14 protein-coding genes are annotated in these 13,963 nt (G+C 67.7%); 6 read left to right on the forward strand and 8 right to left on the reverse strand.

Annotated elements, in window-relative coordinates; translation table 11 throughout:
* Positions 1–97: 97 nt before the first annotated feature.
* Positions 98–1,018, reverse strand: coding sequence for a LysR family transcriptional regulator (locus tag BAMB_RS27355; RefSeq protein ID WP_011660402.1), 921 nt, complete (start codon positions 1,016–1,018; stop codon positions 98–100).
* A 108-nt stretch (positions 1,019–1,126) separates the two neighbouring features.
* Here BAMB_RS27355 and BAMB_RS27360 point away from each other — a divergent pair, with 108 nt between their 5' ends.
* The 3 genes from BAMB_RS27360 (at position 1,127) to BAMB_RS27370 (ending at position 3,311) form a co-directional block, all read left to right on the forward strand.
* Positions 1,127–1,555 carry a MarR family winged helix-turn-helix transcriptional regulator gene (locus tag BAMB_RS27360; protein WP_041491606.1) on the forward strand — a complete coding sequence of 143 codons (429 nt, stop codon included), beginning with the start codon at positions 1,127–1,129 and terminating at the stop codon, positions 1,553–1,555.
* Between the two features lie 66 nt (positions 1,556–1,621).
* Positions 1,622–2,869, forward strand: coding sequence for an aconitase X (locus BAMB_RS27365; RefSeq protein WP_011660404.1), 1,248 nt, complete (start codon positions 1,622–1,624; stop codon positions 2,867–2,869).
* Positions 2,862–3,311, forward strand: coding sequence for an aconitase X swivel domain-containing protein (locus BAMB_RS27370; protein ID WP_011660405.1), 450 nt, complete (start codon positions 2,862–2,864; stop codon positions 3,309–3,311). Before BAMB_RS27365 ends, BAMB_RS27370 begins: the two co-directional genes overlap by 8 nt.
* Positions 3,312–3,320: 9 nt before the next feature.
* Here BAMB_RS27370 and BAMB_RS27375 read toward each other — a convergent pair whose 3' ends face one another.
* On the reverse strand, positions 3,321–4,403 hold the full coding sequence (locus BAMB_RS27375; RefSeq protein WP_011660406.1) for an AraC family transcriptional regulator: 1,083 nt from the start codon (positions 4,401–4,403) through the stop codon (positions 3,321–3,323).
* A gap of 75 nt (positions 4,404–4,478) precedes the next feature.
* Here BAMB_RS27375 and BAMB_RS27380 point away from each other — a divergent pair, with 75 nt between their 5' ends.
* Complete coding sequence (locus BAMB_RS27380; RefSeq protein WP_011660407.1) at positions 4,479–6,512, forward strand: NADPH-dependent 2,4-dienoyl-CoA reductase; 2,034 nt, start codon at positions 4,479–4,481, stop codon at positions 6,510–6,512.
* 179 nt (positions 6,513–6,691) lie between these two features.
* On the opposite strand, the gene BAMB_RS27385 is transcribed toward BAMB_RS27380, so the two are convergent.
* Positions 6,692–7,096: a DUF2471 family protein gene (locus BAMB_RS27385; protein ID WP_006750278.1), complete on the reverse strand. Its 405-nt coding sequence runs from the start codon at positions 7,094–7,096 to the stop codon at positions 6,692–6,694.
* 175 nt (positions 7,097–7,271) lie between these two features.
* On the reverse strand, positions 7,272–8,165 hold the full coding sequence (locus BAMB_RS27390) for a LysR family transcriptional regulator (protein ID WP_011660408.1): 894 nt from the start codon (positions 8,163–8,165) through the stop codon (positions 7,272–7,274).
* An 86-nt stretch (positions 8,166–8,251) separates the two neighbouring features.
* Between BAMB_RS27390 and BAMB_RS27395 the strand changes: the two genes are divergently transcribed.
* Positions 8,252–9,037 carry an NAD(P)H-dependent oxidoreductase gene (locus tag BAMB_RS27395; RefSeq protein ID WP_011660409.1) on the forward strand — a complete coding sequence of 262 codons (786 nt, stop codon included), beginning with the start codon at positions 8,252–8,254 and terminating at the stop codon, positions 9,035–9,037.
* A 61-nt stretch (positions 9,038–9,098) separates the two neighbouring features.
* Here BAMB_RS27395 and catC read toward each other — a convergent pair whose 3' ends face one another.
* Genes catC through BAMB_RS27410 form a run of 3 tightly spaced genes read right to left on the reverse strand, consistent with a single transcriptional unit; the run spans position 9,099 to position 11,505 of the window.
* Positions 9,099–9,389 (reverse strand): muconolactone Delta-isomerase, encoded by a 291-nt coding sequence (catC, locus tag BAMB_RS27400; RefSeq protein WP_006479534.1) that lies wholly within the window; start codon positions 9,387–9,389, stop codon positions 9,099–9,101.
* A gap of 43 nt (positions 9,390–9,432) precedes the next feature.
* On the reverse strand, positions 9,433–10,335 hold the full coding sequence (gene catA, locus BAMB_RS27405) for a catechol 1,2-dioxygenase (protein WP_011660410.1): 903 nt from the start codon (positions 10,333–10,335) through the stop codon (positions 9,433–9,435).
* A 36-nt stretch (positions 10,336–10,371) separates the two neighbouring features.
* Positions 10,372–11,505 (reverse strand): muconate/chloromuconate family cycloisomerase, encoded by a 1,134-nt coding sequence (locus BAMB_RS27410; protein WP_011660411.1) that lies wholly within the window; start codon positions 11,503–11,505, stop codon positions 10,372–10,374.
* A gap of 91 nt (positions 11,506–11,596) precedes the next feature.
* Between BAMB_RS27410 and BAMB_RS27415 the strand changes: the two genes are divergently transcribed.
* A complete protein-coding gene (locus BAMB_RS27415) occupies positions 11,597–12,487 on the forward strand; it encodes a LysR family transcriptional regulator (protein WP_011660412.1) in 891 nt (296 codons plus the stop codon).
* A 346-nt stretch (positions 12,488–12,833) separates the two neighbouring features.
* Here BAMB_RS27415 and andR read toward each other — a convergent pair whose 3' ends face one another.
* Positions 12,834–13,793 carry an anthranilate 1,2-dioxygenase regulatory protein AndR gene (andR, locus tag BAMB_RS27420; protein ID WP_041491607.1) on the reverse strand — a complete coding sequence of 320 codons (960 nt, stop codon included), beginning with the start codon at positions 13,791–13,793 and terminating at the stop codon, positions 12,834–12,836.
* Between the last annotated feature and the right edge of the window lie 170 nt (positions 13,794–13,963).

Below are 13,963 nucleotides of genomic sequence, written 5' to 3' on the forward strand. Positions count from 1 at the left end.
TAGGTGGCGAGGCGGGCTGAAGCGAGCGGCGGCGCGGGATCAGATTGGTGTCGTGGCTGTACCAATCGGCGGCCGGACGGCGCGTTTTCGCGCCGGATCACGCGGCGGCGGGAACAATCCGGCCGTCGTGGTCGCAGTACGCGGCCGTGTAGTCGATGAACGCCTTGACCTTCGCGGGCAGCAGCGCGCGGTTTGCGTAAGCGAGCTTGATCTCCACGAACGCGTCGACCAGATCGGCGTCTTCCAGCAACTGCACGAGGGCGCCCGACGCGAGTTCGGCCTCGACGAGCGTTCTCGGCACGACGCCGATGCCGAAGTCGTGCATCACCATTTCACGGTTGAAGACGGGGCTGTTCGACGAGACGTCGAAGCTCAACGGCACGGTCAGCGTGTCGCCGTCGACGCGGAACGACAGCGCGGGCCGGCGCAGCGACGGCGACAGCGGCACGAACGCATGCTCGGCGAGCGCGGCCGGCGTCTCGGGACGCGGATGCGCGCGCAGATACGCGGGCGTCGCGACGATCACCACCGGAATGCGTTCGACCAGGCGCACCACGGTCGTCTCGCTCGTCAGCATGTACGGCACGACGATGCCGATGTCGTAGCCTTCGCCGACGAGGTCGACCGGGCGCTCGGTCAGCGTGACGTCGAGGCGCACCTTCGGATGCGCGGCCTTGAAGCCGGCGATCAGCGGCACGAGCCGGTTCAGCGCGGCCGTCGTGTGCGCGACCAGGCGCAGCAGCCCCTCGGGCTCGCGCGTGTGCGACTGCGCCTGCGCTTCCAGCGAGTCGAGTTCGTCGAGCACGGCCGCGCAGCGCTCGTAGATGCGCTCGGCGGTTTCGGTCAGCGAGACCTGGCGCGTGGTCCGGTGCAGCAGGCGGCTGCCGAAGCGCGCCTCGAGATCCGCGACCGCCCGCGACACGACCGGCCGCGCGAGGCCGTGCATGTCGGCGGCGCGCGTGAAGCTGCGCATTTCCACCACCGACCGGAAGATCCGCAGCTTGTCGATGTAGTCCATGTTCGTCTCCTCGCGGCGATGGCGGCGCGCAGTGAAAGCGGCCTGCCCGGCCATGTTACGGCGGAGTGTACATTGACTTTATGCATATGCACATATAAATTGCCGTTCATGAACGATATCCAGATCGCCCAGGCCTGCAATTGCCTCGCGCTGCGTCAGGCAGCGCGCTTCGTCACGCAACTCTACGAGCGGCATCTGGCCCCGGTCGGTGTCACGCCCGCGCAGTTCTCGATCATGGCGAACCTGTCGCGCCGGCCCGGCCTCGTGATGAGCGAGCTTGCCGATACGCTGGTGATGGACCGCACCACGCTGTTGCGCGCGCTCAAGCCGCTGCAGCGCGACGGCTTCGTCGCCGCGGCCGCGTCCGAGCATGACGCCCGCGCGCACGCGCTCAGCCTGACGAAGCTCGGCGAGCGCACCTATGCGCAGGCGAAAGTCGCGTGGCAGGCCGCGCAGGATGAGTTCGACACGCAGTTCGGCCGCGACCGCGCCAAGGCGCTGCGCGACGAGTTGTTCAGCCTGACGGCGCAGCGATAGCCGCAACGCGCGGTAGTATGACAAAAGCGATCCGGGCCCGCCGGACGAGACACGAGGAGCACCCCCATGCTGCAGTTGAGCGAGCGCGACGACGCGATGTTGCGCGGCGCATTCGGCGACGGCGTCGCACGCGCGATGCGGATCGTCACGCGCACGGCCGAGGTCATGTCGGCGCCGCACCTGATCGACATCACGTCCGCGCATATCGACGGCTGCCTTTACCACGGCCAGACGAGCCTCGACTTCGTCGAGTATTTCGTCGACACCGGCGCGCGCGTCGCGGTGCCGACCACGCTGAACGTCGGGTCGCTCGACCTGATCCATCCCGAGCTGTATCACGGCGATCGCACGATCGAGCGTGACGCCCGGCGGCTGATGGAGGCGCATCTGCAGCTCGGCTGCGAATCGAGCTTCACGTGCGCGCCGTATCAGCTGAAGAATCGTCCGCGCGTGGGCGAGCAGATCGCGTGGGCCGAATCCAATGCAATCGTGTTCGCGAATTCGGTGCTCGGTGCGCGTACCAGCCGCTATGGCGACTTTCTCGACTTGGCCGCCGCGATCACCGGGCGTGCGCCGTATGCGGGCCTGCACGTCGAATCGAATCGCGCGGCGCGGATCGTATTCAACGCGCCGGACTTCGGCAACCGGCCGTCGCGCGACATCTATTTCGCGGCGCTCGGGTTGCTGATCGGCCGGATCGCGGGCGCGATCGTCCCCGCGATCGTCGGGCTGCCCGCGGACACCACCGAAGACGAACTCAAGGCCCTCGGCGCGGCCGCCGCATCGAGCGGGGCCGTCGCGCTGTTCCATGCGGTGGGCATCACACCCGAGGCGCCGACGCTCGACGCCGCGTTGCACGGGCAGGCCGCGCAGCGAACGGTCGATGTCGCGATGGCCGACCTCGACGAGATCCGCCGCACGTTGAATCATGGCGCGGCCGGCGATGCGCTCGTCGCGGTCGCGCTCGGCACGCCGCATTTTTCGCTGGCCGAATTCCGCACGCTCGACGCGCTGCTCGATCAGTTCGACGGCAAACCGAAGTGCGATTTCTACGTGAACACGAGCCGCTTCATCCTGTGGGAGCTGGGCGAGCTCGGGCTTGCCGACAAATTCGACGCGCGCGGCGTCCAGATCGTCGTCGACACCTGCACGTACATCACGCCGGTGATGAAACAGCTGTCGGGCCTGGTGATGACCAACTCGGGGAAGTGGGCGTCGTATGCGCCCGCGAACATCGGCGTGACGGTCGCGTACGGCAGCATGCGCGAGTGCGTGCGCTCCGCGTTCGAGGGAAAGGTGCGATTCGATGACTGACGCAACGATGAGGCAGCTGACGGGCGACACGCTCGTGCCGGGCAGCGCATGCGCGAACACGGTCGTGCTCGACAAGCCGCTCAGCTTCTGGGGCGGCTACGACTCGGGCGTGGGGCGAATCGTCGATTGCGGGCATCCGCAGGCCGGCGCAAGCCTGGCCGGCCGGATCATGGTGATGCCGCACGCGAAGGGTTCGAGTTCGAGCAGCAGCGTGCTCGCGGAAGCGGTGCGCAACGGTACGGGGCCGGTCGGGATCGTGCTGAAGGAGCGCGACCTGATCATCTCGATCGGCGCGATCGTGGCGGCGGAACTCTATGCGATCGCGGTGCCGGTGGTCCGCGTGACGGACGACGTGTATGACGCGATTGTCGCGGCGACGGGCGAAGTGCGGATCGAGGCACGCGAAGGCGATGGCGGCGCGCGGATCGACGTCGGCAGCTGACCTTCCGGCTTACTCGCGTGCCGGATTGCCGGCCGCCTCCCGATAGGCACTCGGCGTCTGCCCGGCCCACCGTCGAAACGCCCGCGTGAAATTCGCCGGGTCGGTGAATTGCAGCCGCTCGGCGATCGTCTTCAGGTCGAGGTCCGAGGCCGCGAGCAACTGCTTCGCATCGCGAAACCGCGCTTCGTCGAGCAGTTGCCGGTAGCTCGACCCGGCTTCCTCGAGCCGGCGCCGCAACGTGCGCGTCGACACGAGCAGCGCGTCGGCGAGCGCCTCCGGGCTCGAATAGTCGCCGGCCGTGCGCGCCAGCTCCGCGCGCACGCGCTCGACCAGATCGCCTTCCTCCTGACGCACCTGCGCATACTCGCGCTCGACCTGCACGAGCGCCTGCCGGTGTGCGACTTCATCGGCGAGCGGCAGCGGCCAGTCGAGCACGTCGCGCGCGATCCACAGCGCATTCGCCGCGCAGCCGAATTCGACCGGCGGCAACTGGTCGCGATAACGCGCGAAATAGCCGGGCTCCGGCCACGCGAAGCGCAGCGCGATCGGCGGCGACGCGCGCCCGGACCACTGCGAGATATTTTGCGCGAGCCCGGTCAGCACGAACTCGAACATCACGTGATGCTGCAGCACGGGGCTCGCCTGCACGCCGTGCAGTTCGAGCGTTGCGCCGTGTTCGTCCTCCGCGTAGGTCAGACGATATTGGCGATTGCGCATCCGGAAGTAGCGCTGCGTGACGACCAGCGCGTCGCGGATGTCCCGCGCGGTCAGCGTCGCATAGCCGAGGAAGCCGTGCACGGTCGGCTTCAGCAGCAGCCCGAACGCGAGCCCGATGCCCGGATCGCCGCCGATCCCGATCGCATTCAGCACGAGCCGGCCCCATTGAGATGGCGCGACGCGTGCGTCCGGTTCGGCCAATACCGCGTCGCGCAGCCCGGTGCCGGCACGCACCGCGGCCAGATCGACGCCGCGTGCGGCCAGCGCCTGCAGCAGCAGGCGCGGATAGGCGACCGGAATCGTCGGCCGGCGAAGCCCGAGGTGATCCTTGCGTGACGGGGAGGTCATGTCGATTTGGCCGAAAATGACAAGCATTATGGCTGTTTGCCCCCTCACGTTCAAGGCGGCGCGCGCCTACGATGACACCCATCGCTTATCGGCAGACTCATCATGACGACCCCCTTTCCGCACCTGCTCGCACCGCTCGACCTTGGCTTCACCACGCTGAAGAATCGCGTGCTGATGGGCTCGATGCACACGGGCCTCGAGGACAGCCGCAAGACGCTGCCGCGGCTCGCCGACTATTTCGCCGAACGGGCGCGCGGCGGCGTCGGCCTGATCGTGACCGGCGGCTTCGCGCCGAACGTGGCCGGCTGGACCAAGCCGTTCGGCGGCACGCTGATGACGTCCGCCGGCGCGCGGCGCCATCGCGTGATCACCGACGCCGTGCATGCGGACGACGGCAAGATCGCGCTGCAGATCCTGCATACCGGCCGCTACGGCTACCACCCGTTCGCGGTCGCGCCGTCGAAGATCAAGTCGCCGATCTCGCCGTTCGCGCCGCATGAGCTCAGCGCGCGCGGCGTCGAGCGGCAGATCCGTGCGTTCGTCCGCTGCGCGCAGCTCGCGCGCGAGGCCGGCTACGACGGCGTCGAGATCATGGGCTCCGAGGGCTACCTGATCAACCAGTTCATCTCGATGCATACGAACAAGCGCGGCGACCAGTGGGGCGGCTCGTATGAAAACCGCATCCGTCTGCCGATCGAGATCATCGAGCGCACGCGCGAAGCGGTCGGGCGCGACTTCATCCTGATCTACCGGCTGTCGATGCTCGACCTGATTCCGGACGGCAGCGACTGGAGCGAGACCGTGCAGCTTGCGAAGGCCGTCGAGCGCGCGGGCGCGACCATCATCAACACGGGGATCGGCTGGCACGAGGCGCGCGTGCCGACGATCGCGACGTCGGTGCCGCGCGGCGCGTTTGCGTGGGTGACCAGGAAGATGAAGGGCGAGGTCGGCATCCCGCTCGTGACGACCAACCGGATCAACCGGCCCGAAGTGGCCGAGCAGATTCTCGCGGACGGCTGCGCGGACATGGTGTCGATGGCGCGTCCGCTGCTTGCGGATGCCGAGTTCGTCGTCAAGGCCGCGCAGGGCCGCGCCGACGAGATCAACACCTGCATCGGCTGCAACCAGGCGTGTCTCGACCACGCGTTCAAGAACAAGATCGCGTCGTGCCTGCTGAACCCGCGCGCGTGCCACGAGACGGAGCTGGTCTACGCGCGGGTGCAGCAGCCGAAGCGCATCGCGGTCGTCGGCGCGGGGCCGGCCGGGCTCGCATGCTCGACCGTGCTCGCGCAGCGCGGCCACCACGTCGACCTGTTCGACGCGGCCGCGGAGATCGGCGGCCAGTTCAACATGGCGAAGCGGATCCCGGGCAAGGAAGAGTTCGATGAAGCGCTGCGTTACTTCGGCCGGCAGGTCGAGCTGACCGGCGTGAACCTGCACCTGAACCGCCGCGTCGCCGCGAGCGACCTGATCGCGGGCGGCTATGACGAGATCGTGCTCGCCACCGGCGTGGCGCCGCGCGACCCGAAGATTCCCGGGCAGGACGGGCCGAACGTGCTCAGCTATATCGACGTGCTCGCCGGCAGGCAGCCGGTCGGCCGGCGTGTCGCGGTGATCGGCGCGGGCGGCATCGGCTTCGATGTCGCCGAGTATCTGGTGCAGGACGGCGCGTCGCCGACGCTCGATCTGGAAGAGTGGAAAGCGGAGTGGGGCGTGACCGATCCGGCCGCGACGCGCGGCGGCGTGACGCGCGCGCAGGTCGCGGCGCCCGCGCGCGAAGTGACGCTGCTGCAACGCAAGGCCGCGCCGCTCGGCAAGGGGCTCGGCAAGACGACCGGCTGGATTCACCGCGCGACGCTGAAGATGAAGCAGGTGAAGATGATCGGCGGCGTGAACTACGAATTGATCGATGCGCGCGGGTTGCACGTGTCGTACGGCGAACAGCGCACCGATCACGAACTGATCGAAGCCGACACGATCGTGCTGTGCGCGGGGCAGGAACCGCAGCGCGCGCTGCTGGTGCCGCTGCAGGCGGCCGGACGACGGGTGCATCTGATCGGCGGCGCGGAACTGGCTGCCGAACTCGATGCGAAGCGTGCGATCGATCAGGGTTCGCGGCTTGCCGCGCGGCTGTGACGGGCTATCGTTTCGGGTTTCGGGATGGCGTGCGTCGCGCGGCGGTGGTTTGCCTGCGCGACGGCTCGCGGTTCTCCGCTCCGTGATTCCACAGGGCGGTTGAGCACGTCGAACCGATGTGCCGCGTCACCACGCGGCGGGATCCCCACACACGGCCATCCGCCACCGGCCCGCGTGTATCAGGCCGCTTCGGCCCGTTCCTCTTCTTCCGCTTCCAGCATCGCCTTGACGATCAGGTAGACGGCCGGCAGGTCGTCGTCGTCGCGACGCCAGTCGACCGGCTCCTCGACGTCCGCCGCGACCAGTCGGCTGTCGCGCAGACGGATGAACGCGTCGACGACGGTCGGATCGTTGCGGCTCAGGAAACCGGCGTTCGAGAACGCGAGTTCCTCGACGTTCAGCAGCGCCTGCCAGCTCATCGTGCGGACGGCGGCCGGATGCGTGCGGCGTCGCAGGCCGAGCGCGCGCTGCGCAGGGCCGCCGACGACACGCTGCAGATCGACGACCGCGCGCTGCGCGGCGCGCTCGAAGTGGCCGGGGTTGAAGCCGGGTTGCTCGGGATCGAATGCGGATGACTGAAACATGGTCGCCTCACAAAAGTCCGTCCGTCATGGGTGACGGAATTCGGGTCAAATGGTGCAAAAGCACTGTAAATATATACAGTGTTCGAGGCGGTTTCAAGTGCTGAATGAATGCACGTGTGCCGCGGCCCGTTTCGGACGACGGGGAAGGTGCGGTTGCGTCCGTACCGCGAAAGATTCACACCGACGCGGCGATCGTCTCGCGCAGCCATCGATGCGCGGGATCGCGATGCACGCGTTCGTGCCACAGCATCGACATCTCATAGCCGGGGACTTCGACCGGCGCTTCCACGACGCGTAATGCGGGTATGTTGCGGACCAGCCGCTCGGGCAGCATCGCGACGAGATCGGTGCTGGCGACGGCCGACATCACGAACAGGAAATGCGGAACCGACAGCACGACACGCCGCGCAGCGCCCGCTTTTGCGAGCACTTCGTCCGTCACGCCGAAGAAGCCGCCGCCGTCGGGCGACACGATCACGTGTTCCAGCGTGCTGAACTGCGCGAGCGTCGGGCGCCGTTTCAGCTTCGGATGACCGGCACGACCGACGAGCACGTATCGCTCGACGAACAGCGGCAGGCGCCGCATCCCTTCCGGCGACCCTTCGCTCGTATGGAACGCCAGGTCGATGCCGTTGCGCTCCGCGTCCTGCTCGATGCGCGGCGGCGCGAGTTCGACGACGGCGAGTCGCGTAGCGGGGGCGGCCGAGCGCAGCGTGTTCAGCGCGGGCAGCACGATCGTCGATTCGCCGTAGTCGGTCGCGGCCACGCGCCACGTGTTCGTCGCGGTCGCCGGATCGAACGGCGTGGCCGTCAGCACTGCCCGTTCGAGTGCGTCGAGCGCGTCCCGCAACGGCTCGCGCAGCGTCTCGGCGCGAGCGGTCGGCCGCATCCCGCGCGGCCCCGGCAGCAGCAGCGGATCGCCGAACAGGTCGCGCAGTTTCTGCAACTGCACGCTGACCGACGGCTGCGACATGTTCAGTTTTTCAGCCGCCCGCGTGACGTTGTGCTCGGCGAGCAGCACGTCGAGCGTGACTAGCAGGTTCAGGTCCAGTCGTCTGAGATTGTTCAAGGCTATACCTGGAATATCGGGAATTCATTTCCAATATACCGTTGGCGACGGCATCCTGCAGTCATTCAATCAACGGAGTAGTGAACATGAATGTGCTGATCGTCTATGCCCATCCCGAACCGCGTTCGCTGAACGGCGCGTTGCGGGACTTCGCGGTCGAGCATCTCGAAGCAGCGGGCCATGCCGTGCAGGTGACCGATCTGTACGCGATGAACTGGAAGGCCGCGTTCGACGCGCATGACGTGACCGACCGTGCGCCCGACGCGCGCTTCGATCCCGCGCTCGATTCGAAGCGTGCGTTCGAGACGGGCACGCAGCGCGACGACATCGCGCGCGAACAGGAGAAGCTGAAGTGGGCCGACGCGGTGATCCTGCAGTTTCCGCTGTGGTGGTTCTCGATGCCGGCGATCATGAAGGGCTGGGTCGAGCGTGTGTATGCGTATGGCTTCGCGTACGGCGTCGGCGAGCATTCCGACCAGCACTGGGGCGACCGTTACGGCGAGGGCTCGCTGGCGGGCAAGCGTGCGATGGTGATCGTCACGACGGGCGGCTGGGAGTCGCACTACAGCGCGCGCGGCATCAACGGGCCGATCGACGACGTGCTGTTTCCGATCCAGCACGGGATTTTGTATTACCCGGGGTTCGACGTGCTGCCGCCGTTCGTGATCTACCGGACGGGGCGGATGAACGACGTGCGCTTCGACGAAACGCGCGCGGCGCTCGGCAAGCGTCTCGACGAACTGTGGACCGCACGGCCGATTCCGTTCCGGCGGCAGAATGCCGGGGACTACGAGATTCCGGCGCTGACGCTGAGGGCCGGGATCGCGCCGGAGAAGGTGGGGTTTGCGGCGCACCTCGCGCACGAGCAGTGAGGGGGGCGATCAGCCTCCCGCCCATGCCGCCGGCCCCCCGGCGGCATGGCCCACCCACAACTCACCGATCGTCGTCCCGAACGGACGAAGGATGCCGGCACAGCGCCCGCACTTCCATCTCCATATACGGAAACAACGGCAGCTGACTCAGCACGTCATGCAGCTGCTGCACGCTCTCGACATCGAAAATGCTGACGTTCGCATACTGCCCCGCGATCCGCCACAGATGCCGCCAGACTCCTTCGTTCATCAACCGCTGGCACATCGCCTTCTCTTCGGCCTTCAGCGTGGCCGCCTTGACCGGATCCATGTCCGCCGGCAGACGGACGGTCATTTCCACATGAAACAGCATTCTGTACTCCTTGCGTTATCGATGCGTCGAACCGGACGGCCGCTCAGGCTTGCGCCCGCGCCCGCTCGACTTCGCTCGCCGGCACGTCCTGCTTGTCCTTGAGCAGCGAAAAATCGAAGTCGATCAGCGCGAACTGCCCGTCGACGCCATACGGCTTGCCTTCCGCGCCCTCGGCCTGATTGATCTTCGGGATCAGCCCTTCGCGGGTCGCGAACGCGAAGTCGTCCCAGATGTGCGGATCGCCTTCGATGTTGATCTGCGTCGTCAGCTTACGATATCCGTCCGCGGAAACGAAGAAGTGGATGTGCGCCGGACGATGGCCGTGGCGGCCGAGCTGGTCGAGCAGCTGCTCGGTCTTGCTGCCCGGCGGGACGCTGTAGCCGACCGGCAGCACGCTGCGGAAGCTGTAGCGGCCATCGGCATCGGTGCGGATCGAGCGCCGCAGATTGAACGCGGGCTGCGATTGATCGAAGTACGAGTAGTTGCCGAGATGGTTCGCGTGCCACACCTCGACGAGCGCGTTCGCGATCGGCGCGCCGTCCTGACCGAGCACCCGGCCGCGCATGATCAGCGTCTGGCCCGGATCGGTGCCGTCGTCGAGGCGCGCATGGCCGACCGATTCCGGTGCGCCCGCGACATACAGCGGCCCCTCGATTGTGCGCGGCGTGCCGCCCTGGAAGCCGGCCTTCTCCTCGGCCTCGTCCATCCGCACGTCGAGGAAGCGCTCGAGGCCGAGGCCCGCGGCGATCAGCCCGAATTCACGGCCGGCTTCGTTCAGGTAGTTGAGCGCGGTCCAGAATTCGCTCGGCTGCACGTCGAAGTCCTCGATCGTGTAGCAGATGTCCTTCACGATCCGGTTGACGATCGCGCGCACGCGCGGGTTGCCGGGCTTTTCCGCGGCGTCGTCGAAGGTCTTCAGCAGGGCGTCGATGGCTTGCTTGTTCATCTGTGTCTCCGGTTTCGGTAGTCGTGTCGTGGGGGATCAGCGGGCGTCGCGTCGCATCCGTTCGATGCGAGCCCAGTCGAAGGTGATGCCGAGGCCGGGCGTCGCCGGCAGGTGCAGCTTGAAATCCTGGTAGCGCAGCGGCTCGACGAGAATCTCCTCGGTGAGCAGCAGCGGGCCAAATAGCTCGGTGCCCCATTTCAGCGAGCCGAACGTGCTGAACAGCTGCGCGGACGCCATCGTGCCGGCCGCGCCCTCGAGCATCGTGCCGCCGTACAGGTCGATGCCAGCCGCCGACGCGATCGATGCGACGCTCGCCGCGCCGAGTAGCCCGCCCGATTGCGCGATCTTCACCGCGAACACGTCGGCCGCGCGGTCCTGCGCGAGCGCGAACGCATCGACGGGGCCGTGCAGCGCTTCGTCGGCCATGATCGGAATCCGCGCGAGCTGCGTGAGGCGTTTCAGCCCCGCGCGATTGGTCGCCGCGATGGGCTGTTCGACGAGGCTCACGCCGGCGTCCGCGAGGCGTGCGCCCGCCCGGATCGCATCGGTTTCGCTCCATGCCTGGTTCACGTCGACGCGGACGTCGCCGCGCTCGCCGAGTGCGCGCTTGATCGCGATCACGTGCGCAACGTCGTCGTCGACCGCGTTCGAGCCGATCTTCAGCTTGAATGCGCGATGGCGGCGCGCGTCGAGCATCGCCTCGGCTTCCGCGATGTCGCGCTGCGTATCGCCGCTCGCGAGCGTCCATGCGACGTCGACCGCATCCGTCGTGCGGCCGCCGAACAGTTCCGACAGCGGCACGCCGACGCGGCGCGCCTGCGCGTCGAACAGCGCGGTTTCGATCGCGCACTTCGCGAACCGGTTGCCCTGGAACAGCTTGCGCGCACGCGCCATCGCGGCGCCGGGACGCGTTGCGTCCATGCCTTGCAGCAGCGGCGCGAAGTAGGTGTCGATGTTGACCTTGATGCTCTCGGGGCTCTCCTCGCCATATGCGAGACCGCCGATCGTCGTCGCCTCGCCGACGCCTTCGATACCGTCCGTGCATCGAACGCGGACCAGCACGAGGGTCTGGCAATTCATCGTGGCGACCGACAGTTTGTGGGGCCTGATCGTTGGCACGTCAACGAGCAGCGTGTCGATGCGCTCGATGGTGGCGGCAGTTGCTATCATGCGATTCCTCCTGTTGGTGCACATGGTAGGAATTCCCGCCCGGCGTCGTCCAACACTCTTTCCGACTACTTCCATACCTTTGAGGCATGAAATGGAATTGCGTCAGCTCCGGTACTTCATCGCGGTCGCGGAGGAAATGAACATCACGCGGGCGGCGGAGCGGCTGCACATGACGCAGCCGCCGCTGAGCCGCCAGCTTCAGGCGGTCGAGGACGAGCTCGGGTTGCCGCTGTTCGAGCGCGGGGCGCGGCCGCTGAAACTGACCGACGCGGGACGCGTGTTCTACGCGCAGGCGAAGCGCGTCGTCGAGCAGGCCGACGAGCTCGGGCCGCTGACGCGGCGGCTCGCGCAGTTGTCGGAGCGGATCGTGATCGGCTTCGTGCCGTCGACGCTCTATGGCGCGCTGCCGGACGTGATCCGCGCGTTTCGCGAGGCGCAGCCGAACGTCGAGCTGTCGCTGATCGAAATGTTCACGCTCGAACAGCTCGGCGCGCTGAAGGGCGGGCGGATCGACGTCGGGTTCGGCCGCCTGCGCTTCGACGACGACCAGCTCGTGCGCGAGGCGCTGATCGAGGAAAAGCTGATCGCGGCGCTGCCGGTCGGGCATCCGCTCGCGGATCCGGAACGGCCGCTGACGCTGGCGGACATCGCGAACGAGACGCTGATCGTCTATCCGAGCACGCCGCGGCCAAGCTTCGCGGATCAGCAACTGTCCGCGCTGCGCGACGGCGCGCTGGTGCCGGCGGCCGTTCACGAGGTGCGCGAGCTGCAGACGGCGCTCGGGCTCGTCGCCGCGCAGGTGGGTGTGTCGCTGGTGCCGGAAAGCGTGGAGGGCGTGCGCGTGAGGGGCGTCGTCTACCGGCGGCTGCCGGAACCGACGGCGACGTCGCCGATCATCATGAGCCGCCGGCTGCACGGCGAAAGTGCGGCGACGAGCGCGTTCTGTGCGATCGCTCGGGAGATGATCGTGCCGGTGGGGTAAGGGCGGTGCCGCTCGCACGTTGACTGCAACTAACGGTCGGTTTTGGCGCGCCCGGTCGAAGGCAGAGACGGCGTCGCGATGCGATGTGGTTCGCCGGTGACGCAGGCGGGCAGCGCGCCTGCAAGCCGGCCCAGCGCGAAAGCCCAGCCCCAGCCCAGCCCAGCCCAGCCCAGCCGACCCAGCAAGCGGACCTAGCAAGCGGACCCAGCAAGCCGACCCAGCAGGCCGACCCACCAAGCCGACTCGGCCAGCCGGCCCAATAAGCGAGCCAGCAAGCCGACCCCAACGACCTGACGGCAACAACCCGACCGACTCGGCAGCCGACAAAGCGGTGCACCTGCACCCCCTACCGCTTGCCGTCGAGCGTCTCCGACGGCGATTCGCCGAACTTCTCCCGATACGCGAGCGCAAACCGCCCGAGGTGCGTGAACCCGCAATCGAGCGCGATATCGGCGATCCGTCGCTCGGACATCGACCCGCGCAGCAACTCCCGCGCATGGTCGAGCCGCGTCGCGCGCAGGTACTGCATCGGGCTCATCCCGCGGAACTGCAGGAAGGCGTCGCGCAGCGTCCGTTCCGGCACGTTGGCGGCCTGGACGATATCCGCGAGCTGCAGCGGCTGCGCGTAGTGCGCGTTCACGAACTCCTGCGCGCGCCGCACGAAGCCCGGCGCCGGGTCGCGGTGCGACGCCCGCAGCACGGACGGCGGGTGGCCTTCGATCAGCAGGTCGATCAGCAGGTGCTCGAGCTGCGACGCCACGCGCGGATTGGCGTTCGCGCGTTCGAGCAGTTCGGGCGAGCGGGCGACGAGCATCAGCTGCTGGCGCCACGCGGCGAGCGCGGCGTCGCTGATGTGCAGCACGGGGTCGAGCGTCGCGCGCGGGTCGCCGGTGAGCGAGCCGACGGTCGCCGCGTCGATGCGCAGCACGAACTGCTCGCAGTCGGCGGACAGCACCGCATCGAAGCGCTCGCCGGGCGCGCACAGCACGCCGGTCTGCCCGTCGACGCCGAGCTGGCGTCCCATCGCGTGGACTTCCGCCTGCCCGGACAGGCAGAACATCAGCAGGTAATAGCCGTCGACCGCGTCGACCTGCACGCGCATCGCGTCGCCGAATGCGATGGTGCCGATCCCGAGCCCGCCGAGCCGCACGAAATCCATGTGCGACGCGCCTTGCACGCGGCCGCTCGGCAGCAGCGCGTGCGGCTGCATCACGCGCGAGATCCGCTCGCGCGTCTCGTCGAGATCGCGGGATTCGAACAGCCGGTGCGCGCGCAGCGCATACGGCTCGAACGACGTTGGGGACATGGGCATCGGCCTTGGTGTGGACGCGCGCTTCGATCCGACGAATGGGTCGCGATCGTGCGCGGGTCGCGTGTGTCGCCATGCTAGCGCAGAAATCCGCCGAAAGTGGATATTGCGCCGCCGCAATCGCACTTTCCGGATAGACGGCGAATATTAGCTTTTCAAAAATGGGC

This window comes from Burkholderia ambifaria AMMD (genome assembly GCF_000203915.1).
GTDB lineage: Bacteria > Pseudomonadota > Gammaproteobacteria > Burkholderiales > Burkholderiaceae > Burkholderia > Burkholderia ambifaria.

What these genes read in the sequence shown, in the direction of transcription:
- catA (WP_011660410.1), bottom strand. Translation starts at nt 10,335, where the DNA reads ATGAACAAGCAAGCCATCGACGCCCTGCTGAAGACCTTCGACGACGCC.
- BAMB_RS27370 (WP_011660405.1), top strand. Translation starts at nt 2,862, where the DNA reads ATGACTGACGCAACGATGAGGCAGCTGACGGGCGACACGCTCGTGCCG.
- BAMB_RS27360 (WP_041491606.1), top strand. Translation starts at nt 1,127, where the DNA reads ATGAACGATATCCAGATCGCCCAGGCCTGCAATTGCCTCGCGCTGCGT.
- BAMB_RS27365 (WP_011660404.1), top strand. Translation starts at nt 1,622, where the DNA reads ATGCTGCAGTTGAGCGAGCGCGACGACGCGATGTTGCGCGGCGCATTC.
- BAMB_RS27415 (WP_011660412.1), top strand. Translation starts at nt 11,597, where the DNA reads ATGGAATTGCGTCAGCTCCGGTACTTCATCGCGGTCGCGGAGGAAATG.
- BAMB_RS27375 (WP_011660406.1), bottom strand. Translation starts at nt 4,403, where the DNA reads ATGCTTGTCATTTTCGGCCAAATCGACATGACCTCCCCGTCACGCAAG.
- catC (WP_006479534.1), bottom strand. Translation starts at nt 9,389, where the DNA reads ATGCTGTTTCATGTGGAAATGACCGTCCGTCTGCCGGCGGACATGGAT.
- BAMB_RS27380 (WP_011660407.1), top strand. Translation starts at nt 4,479, where the DNA reads ATGACGACCCCCTTTCCGCACCTGCTCGCACCGCTCGACCTTGGCTTC.
- BAMB_RS27385 (WP_006750278.1), bottom strand. Translation starts at nt 7,096, where the DNA reads ATGTTTCAGTCATCCGCATTCGATCCCGAGCAACCCGGCTTCAACCCC.
- BAMB_RS27395 (WP_011660409.1), top strand. Translation starts at nt 8,252, where the DNA reads ATGAATGTGCTGATCGTCTATGCCCATCCCGAACCGCGTTCGCTGAAC.
- BAMB_RS27410 (WP_011660411.1), bottom strand. Translation starts at nt 11,505, where the DNA reads ATGATAGCAACTGCCGCCACCATCGAGCGCATCGACACGCTGCTCGTT.
- BAMB_RS27355 (WP_011660402.1), bottom strand. Translation starts at nt 1,018, where the DNA reads ATGGACTACATCGACAAGCTGCGGATCTTCCGGTCGGTGGTGGAAATG.
- andR (WP_041491607.1), bottom strand. Translation starts at nt 13,793, where the DNA reads ATGTCCCCAACGTCGTTCGAGCCGTATGCGCTGCGCGCGCACCGGCTG.